We start from the raw sequence: 6,560 nt of genomic DNA, 5'->3' as shown, positions 1-6,560 counted from the left end.
TGCAAAACAGTGGTATAATCTTGGGAAGATACTTTCCACAAATTCTCTACTACTTGCGTCTCTTTGGAATAATCACCTATAAGAATATCAATGGTATCGGAGACACCTTCCAGGCTCCCGCTGCGAGGCTCGGTTAAGGTTTCTTCCATCATCGTCACCAGGGTCTCTTTAATTTGCTCTGGGTTGCCTGATTGGATGTTTTTTGTTAATTGCTTATTGAAGCCCTTTTGGGCTTCCTGAAGCCCTCTTAATTTGTCCTTTTGCAGAATATACAGCTTATTTGGATGCCTGGCCTCGTTAAGACGCATATCACCGAGAGTCATACCCGCCGGCTTATAAAGAACGAAACCTTTATCCGCTTTTGTATAAAGCGGAATGTCTTGATAAAAGTTTAACTGCGATTTTCTGGCCTGTATGTATTCAGACATTTTCCATTAGATATTCGAATTTGTTTCGGATTTAGATATTCGACATTCGGATTTTGCCTGAACATAACTTTCCGTTCAGGTACTATATAATATCGGCAGATAGGCCGGAAAGCTTAACCAGGATTGTTTTTGAAGAATTATTTGGCCTTTGGGCTGAATAAAATAATAAATACAAATAGATATAACAGTCCTTTAAGCTCGATTTTCATCCAGCACTTTGCGGACGGTTACAGCAAAATCACGCTTAACCAGAGGCTTCAACACAAAAGCTTTAATACCAAGTTCTTGCGCTTTTTTCTCTGATATTTTCTCACTGAAACCTGTACAGAGAATAGTCGGTATATCCGAACGAATGTTCAGAATTTGCGTTACGAGTTTATCACCGGTCATATAAGGCATGGTCATGTCAGTGATGATCAGATCAAACCGTTCCGGTTTGGAATGAAACGATTCAAGAGCATCAACGGGATTCTGTTTGGTCTCCACCTGATACCCGAGTCGCTCCAGTATTTGCCGCGCCATATTTACGATGGATTCTTCATCATCAATAAAAAGTATCCTTTCATTCCCGGTAGGAAATTCCTCAACACTTTTTGATTCAATTACAGTTTCTTCTTCAATTACAGGGAAGAGGATGCGAAACGTAGAACCTTTTCCAGGTTCACTGTCAACTGAAATCGCACCTTGATGGCTTTGAAGGATACCATGTACGACTGACAACCCCATACCGGAGCCTTTGCCTATTTCTTTTGTCGTAAAATAGGGATCAAAGATCCGGTCCTTGACTTCAGAATTCATCCCTTGACCTGTATCGCTTAATGCCACTTCAATATATTTGCCGGGGGACAGGTTAGGATAAATATCAGCTGAATCATTGTCCAAAACGAGATTTTGGATTACTATTTCAAGAGTGCCCCCCGTTTCCTCCATGGCATGCGCAGCGTTGGTGTACAAATTAAGCATTATCTGATGGATTTGAGTCGGATCTGCCAGCACAGTGTCTGCTGAAGCCTGTGTGTTCTGGCGAAATGCAATACTCGTTGGAAGTGTTGCTCGTAAAAATTTGAGTGAGTCTCTGATAACCGGGATAAGTTTTATCGGTTCTCGCTTCTGGTCGGTTTTGTGAGCGAAACCGAGAAGCTGTCTGACTATATCTTTTGCACGCAGGCCGGCTGTTTTAATCTCTTCTAGGTTGAAATATGCCGGATTCCATTCCGGAACATCATCCAACGCTAATTCCGTATTGCCGATAATAATCCCCAGGATATTGTTGAAGTCATGTGCGATACCACCCGTGAGTGTGCCGATAGCTTCCATTTTATAGGATTGCTGCAGTTGGGCTTCCAGTCTTTTCGTCTCTGTAATATCGATGATGAACCCTCTTAAACCAATCGGTTTGTCGTCGCGGCATATGGCGGTTGAGCGGATCAAAGCAGGAAAAGTACTTTTATCTTTTCTCATGGCCGTGTACTCATTAAGACCGATATTTTCACCACTCATAACCCTTTTAGCACTTTCCACGGCTCTGCGCCGATCTTTGGGATCAATCATTTCAAGGCCCTTTAAACCTTGATCAAAATCCTGTTGTGTGTATCCCAAACAATCGAATGCCTTACGATTTACGAATGTGAGAGTACCATTAGCATCCATTTCAAAAATGGTTTCCGGTAATAACTCGGCTAGCTCTCTAAAGCGCACATTACTCTCTTGCAAAGACTCTTTTGCTTGCTTGTGTTCTTGGATTTTGCGTTTAAGTTTTTCATTGATCTGGATCAGTTCGGCGGTCCTTTGCTCAACACGCAGCTCTAACTCGTCATGAGCTTTTTTGAGCTCCTCATCCGCTTTAAGGCGTTCGGTCACATCCGTCATCATGATTATACTGGTGGATGATTCTCCTCTCACAGACAGTTTATTAAGGGTAACGTGTTTATTGTTGATTTTAATCGCCTTGCTGTAACCAATCTCAAAAGGTTTGTCGGTTCTTGATTTCATCAGCTTTTCTATCTGAGGCTGAACAATATCGTCAAATAAATCCGGAGGATAAGCTGCCAGGAGTTCTTCCAGAGATATTCCGAATAAAGAGAGTGCGGCTGAATTCCCATACACGACCCGGTCTTCAAAAGTTTCCAGAATACCTTCGCTCATACTGTCTAAGATGGCTTCCCAATGCCTATTTTGAGAGAGCAGCTCCTTGGTCATCTGCCTGAGATGTACGGTATCAAAGCCTTTAATCGGTTTTGGCTTTTTGTCCTTTAAAAGAGAATCCGACTCTCTTAGCGCTGCTAAAACATTACCAATGATCGATCCGAGAGGTCCTTTGGCAATGCATGCATCGGCGCCGATTTCAGTATAGTCAAAATCCATTTCGGCCGCTGCGGCCGATACAAGCACCAGGTAGCAATCCTTCAAATGCTGCATTTTTCGTATAATCTTGCACAGTTTGTCCCCGCCGATTTTTGGCATTACAAGATCGACAAACATTATGTCGGGGATAAAGGAAATAAGTATGTCCAGAGCAGATAGGCCGTCTTTGGCAGTCAATACCTGATGGCCTTCATCCTCCAGCAGGTCAGCTATTAGATCCAACATCTGCGGGTTATCATCTACTACAAGAATTTTCTTTTTCATGAAAAAAGTCCTCTTTTAAAAATGTGAAGCAGGAGTAAAAGGTAGTGGAAAAGTCGCCACTGCTTTCCATACAGACCAGATACAATAGAAGCCTCCTAAAAGCAAGGCTCGATTTTATAGTAAAAAATACAGATACAAATTACCTGATAAGGGGATAAGTATAACAAATTAGAAATAAAAATATGGCTGGATCTTAAATAAGAACCACTTGGATAATTAAAAAAAGGCTCACAGGTTTTAACAACTGTGAGCCTTTATATTTTCTGGTGGGCGGTACTGGGATTGAACCAGTGACTTCTACCGTGTGAAGGTAGCACTCTCCCGCTGAGTTAACCGCCCTTTAGAACGGTCTGTCAACCATTTCTTTCAGTTCTTTACCGACCTTGAAAAAAGGTAATTTTTTGGAAGGTACATTTATTTGTACACCGGTTTTCGGGTTGCGGCCAGTATACGGCTTATAGTTTTTTACGGTAAAGCTGCCAAAACCCCTGATTTCCACGCGCTCACCTTTGGAAAGCGTCTCCTTGATAGCGTCGAAAAACGTATCGACAACTTTTTCAGCATCCTTTCTGCTGAAAGCTGCCTTATTCTTAATAGCAATGATTAGTTCTGATCGGTTCATGCAGACTCCTTTTCTTTACCAAATATCATTCAATCTTTTAGGGAGCGCCAGTACTGTTTATATATAGAAGGTTGAAATCTTTTAAGTCAAGTATTTTTTCTTAGTCATAGCACCGCGGTGCTTTAAACGTTCCGGGGGACGTTCCCAAGTGATTCGATTTCATCAGGTGTTGGGAGGTCTTTTAAATCTTTGAGGTCAAAGACTTCCAGAAATTGCTTGGTGGTCGCATAAATAAGAGGTCGCCCGGGAATCTGCTTGCGGCCCAGTATCCGTATTAGCTTTCGTTCGAGCAGCATACGCATGATACCGCCGCAATCGACTCCCCGGATATGTTCTATGTCACTGCGCATGACCGGTTGCTTATAAGCGATGGTAGCCAGCGTTTCAAGTGCCGCCTTGCTGAGTCGGAGGGGACTCGGCCGGACAAGCCGTTTGATCCATTCACGGTATTGCGGGCGGGAGCGGATTTGATATCCGCCGGCAACCTCCCGTAGCAAAAATCCGCCTTTGCGGGCCTCATATTCAGCCGCAAGCGCGGTAAGAGCCTCGTGGATCTTTTTGGTATCGGCCTGTCCGAGGACCTTTTGGATACGGTTAATGGTTAAAGGCGTTTCGGCAACAAACAGCAGGCTTTCAATAATGTATTTGATATCTTCCATTCAGAGTTCGGGGTTCTTCGTTCAGGGTTCTTCGTTCAGTGTTCAGGGTTCTCCAACCTTTGAACCTTGAACCTTTGAACCCTTGAACTTCTAAAGATAAAAGAGTCGGATAACACCGGTCTGGACATGCTGAACGATCCGGACCAGACTGAGTCTGACCATTTCCAGAATTGCAAGAAAGGTTACGATCACTTCGCTTTTCACCGCTCCTGCCGGAAACAGCTCCTCAAAGGTCACCGATTCCCTGGATTCAAATATATCAACAAGTTGTGATATCCGGTTTTTAACAGAGATGCTGTCAGCCGCAATACGAACTTTATCATCCGGAGATATTTTTTCAAGTATTTGCTGGAAGGCCTCAATAAGCTCAAACAGACCGAGCTTTAAAACCTCATCCTGCCGGCCGGCCAGAAGCTCTTCCTGATCAGGATTCCTAGCAAAGATGTCTTCCCCTAAAAGGTTTCTTTCAGCTAAGCGCTCGGCGGCAGCCTTCATCTGGAGATATTCTGCCAGTGGCCTGGCAATCTCCAGGCGGGGATCTTCTTGGTCGTCTTCATCTTCATGGATCGGAAGCAGCATCTTTGATTTTATCTGGGTCAATGTGGCGGCCATTACGATAAAATCTCCGGCAACGTCGATGTTCATCGATTTCATCCATTGCAGATATTCCAGGTACTGGTCGGTGATCATAGCTATCGGAATATCATAGATGTCCATTTCATGTTTTTTGATAAGGTGAACCAGAAGGTCCATGGGGCCTTCGAAAATATTTTCGAGTTTAACTTGATATACTTCTTCTTGCATAGCTATACGTCTATATAGAACAAGATCTTAAAATTTGTGTCAAGCCCGCCCTGGCGCGACGCGATTGTAACAACCTATTGACGCTTCAGATTAATGAGGCGATAGTTATTGTACTTATGTCCTTGCAGGCCAGTTCTGGGCCAGGGTTTTCCTATGGCCCTTCTACGCTAAGTTGATACGGATACTGGATGCTTGATACTGGTCAACAAAAGAATGGTTATTTTAGCACTCCAGCATCCAGTATCAAGCATCCAGCATCGGTTCGTCTCAATTCATGTAATTGGAGCCTCATCAACTTGTCGGTTTGAAGTGAAGCTTCGCTATAATTTTAGGGCTGCTCTGACTTCCGTCATGGTTTGCCGGGCCACATGGCGGGCTTTATTGCCACCTTCTACGATAATATCGTCTACAAGCTGTGGCCGGGTTAAGTAATATTCTCTTTTTTCATGTATTGGTTCCAGGGCCTTGATGAGACTGTCGGCCATTATTTGTTTACATTCGACGCATCCGATTTGAGCACGGCGGCATTCATGGTTGATTTTATCCACGGTTTCCTTGTTACTGTACAGCTTATGGAATTCAAAAACATTACATACTTCAGGATTGCCGGGGTCGCTGCGTCTTGCCCGCTGCGGGTCGGTGAACATTTGAGCAACCTTGGCGACAATTTCATCCGGGCTTTCTGAAAGGTAGATGGCATTGTCGTAACTTTTACTCATTTTACGTCCGTCAATGCCGAGTATTTTGGGAGTTTCGGTTAAAATTGATTCCGGTTCCGGGAAAACGTCTCCGTAAAAGAAATTGAATCTTCGGGCTATTTCCCGTGTGATTTCGACATGGGGAACCTGATCGACACCTACCGGAACTCCGTACGCCTTGTACATAATGATATCTGCCGCCTGGAGAACCGGATAGCCGAGAAAGCCAAAGGTTGAAAGGTCCCGGTTGCTGAGCTGCACAATCTGATCCTTGTAAGTCGGGTTGCGCTCCAGCCACGGAACCGGAGTTATCATCGCCAGGATAAGATACAGTTCCGCATGCTCCTTAATATGTGACTGGACAAACAGGGTGCTTTTATCCGGTGAGAGCCCTGTGCTCAACCAGTCGATGATCATCTCCCGGATGTATCCTGAAATAGAGCCAGGATCTTCATAGTCACTGGTCAAGGCATGCCAGTCGGCAATAAAGTAAAAACAGTCATATTCTTGCTGCATTTCCACCCAGTTTGCAAGGGCGCCGTGCAGATTGCCTATATGAAGCGGCCCGGTGGGGCGCATCCCGCTTAAAATCCGTTTTTTTCCAGTCATACACATCTCCTGTCCTCTATAGCAGTTTCCAAAACAACGTTCCGTTGCCGCCGCCGGATAATTTCGTTTAGATCGGCAAGAGCTCGCAAAGAAAAGCGCGTAAAAGCGAACA

Annotated in this window: 6 protein-coding genes and 1 tRNA gene; all 7 read right to left on the bottom strand. The window is 44.3% G+C overall.

Going from position 1 to position 6,560, the window contains the following annotated elements:
- Positions 1–428, bottom strand: a 428-nt coding sequence (locus tag V3S16_RS02515; protein ID WP_413883100.1) for a hypothetical protein, incomplete at its 3' end; no start/stop codon positions are given.
- 192 nt (positions 429–620) lie between these two features.
- Positions 621–3,056, bottom strand: a complete 2,436-nt coding sequence (locus tag V3S16_RS02510; RefSeq protein ID WP_413883099.1) for a response regulator — start codon at positions 3,054–3,056, stop codon at positions 621–623.
- Positions 3,057–3,320: 264 nt separating this feature from the next.
- A tRNA-Val gene (locus V3S16_RS02505) sits at positions 3,321–3,395 on the bottom strand.
- Between the two features lies 1 nt (position 3,396).
- Positions 3,397–3,678, bottom strand: a complete 282-nt coding sequence (locus V3S16_RS02500; RefSeq protein WP_413883098.1) for an HU family DNA-binding protein — start codon at positions 3,676–3,678, stop codon at positions 3,397–3,399.
- Positions 3,679–3,800: 122 nt separating this feature from the next.
- The gene (scpB, locus tag V3S16_RS02495) at positions 3,801–4,337 is read right to left on the bottom strand and encodes an SMC-Scp complex subunit ScpB (protein ID WP_413883097.1); all 537 of its coding nucleotides are present in this window, start codon (positions 4,335–4,337) and stop codon (positions 3,801–3,803) included.
- A 90-nt stretch (positions 4,338–4,427) separates the two neighbouring features.
- A complete protein-coding gene (locus tag V3S16_RS02490; RefSeq protein WP_413883096.1) occupies positions 4,428–5,141 on the bottom strand; it encodes a segregation and condensation protein A in 714 nt (237 codons plus the stop codon).
- Positions 5,142–5,461: 320 nt separating this feature from the next.
- The gene (trpS, locus tag V3S16_RS02485) at positions 5,462–6,448 is read right to left on the bottom strand and encodes a tryptophan--tRNA ligase (RefSeq protein WP_413883095.1); all 987 of its coding nucleotides are present in this window, start codon (positions 6,446–6,448) and stop codon (positions 5,462–5,464) included.
- Positions 6,449–6,560: the final 112 nt, after the last annotated feature.

The organism is Candidatus Desulfatibia sp., assembly GCF_036446775.1.
Classification (GTDB): domain Bacteria; phylum Desulfobacterota; class Desulfobacteria; order Desulfobacterales; family UBA11574; genus Desulfatibia_A.
This window is presented reverse-complemented; position numbering and strand designations above follow the sequence as displayed.